Here is a 761-nt window from a genome sequence, read left to right on the forward strand (position 1 = left end):
AAAAAATGCTAATATCTGTGCTTGTAACAATAATAAAATAAAAGGGAAAGGAGATTTATATGGCACAACCAGCCTATATCAAAATTGAAGGTGTAACTCAAGGGTTAATTTCAAGTGGAGCTACTACAGAAGCAAGTATTGGTAATCGCTATCAAACAGGACATGAAGATGAAATTATGGCACAAGAAGTTTCTCATATTGTAACTGTTCCTGTTGATCAACAAAGCGGACAACCTTCAGGACAAAGAGTGCATAAACCTTTTACATTTACATGTTCTCTAAACAAAGCAGTTCCATTGCTTTATAATGCTCTTACTAAAGGAGAAAGATTAAATAATGTTGAAATTCATTGGTTTAGAACTTCAACAAGTGGAGATTCTGAACATTTCTTTACAACAAAGTTAGAAGATGCAATCATTACAGATATTGAACTCATTATGCCCAATGCTCAAGATAAAGTAAATCATGACAAAACAGAGCTTTTTAAAGTTTCACTCAATTATAGAAAAGTGATTTGGGAACATGTTGTAGCAGGAACAAGTGGAAGTGATGATTGGAGAGGAAATAACGCTTAAGTTTTTTAAAGAATCTTTTTATTTTATTGCTTGCAAATTATAAAAGGATTCTCTCTGCTGCATTAAGATGATAAACATTAGATTTAAGGCTTATCTAAAAACTCTTTCCATTACTCTTTGTGTATTATCTCTCATTATCTTTAGCTTTTATTCTTATAAAAATACCCATAATGCTATTAATTTAAA

Annotated in this window: 1 protein-coding gene; it reads left to right on the top strand. The window is 30.9% G+C overall.

Going from position 1 to position 761, the window contains the following annotated elements; all coding sequences use genetic code 11:
• The first annotated feature begins 59 nt into the window (after positions 1-59).
• Positions 60-575 carry an Hcp family type VI secretion system effector gene (locus LS70_RS09860; protein WP_034286788.1) on the top strand — a complete coding sequence of 172 codons (516 nt, stop codon included), beginning with the start codon at positions 60-62 and terminating at the stop codon, positions 573-575.
• Positions 576-761 lie beyond the last annotated feature (186 nt).

The sequence above is a fragment of the Helicobacter sp. MIT 11-5569 genome (assembly GCF_000765695.2).
Lineage (GTDB): Bacteria > Campylobacterota > Campylobacteria > Campylobacterales > Helicobacteraceae > Helicobacter_D.

What these genes read in the sequence shown, in the direction of transcription:
- LS70_RS09860 (WP_034286788.1), top strand. Translation starts at nt 60, where the DNA reads ATGGCACAACCAGCCTATATCAAAATTGAAGGTGTAACTCAAGGGTTA.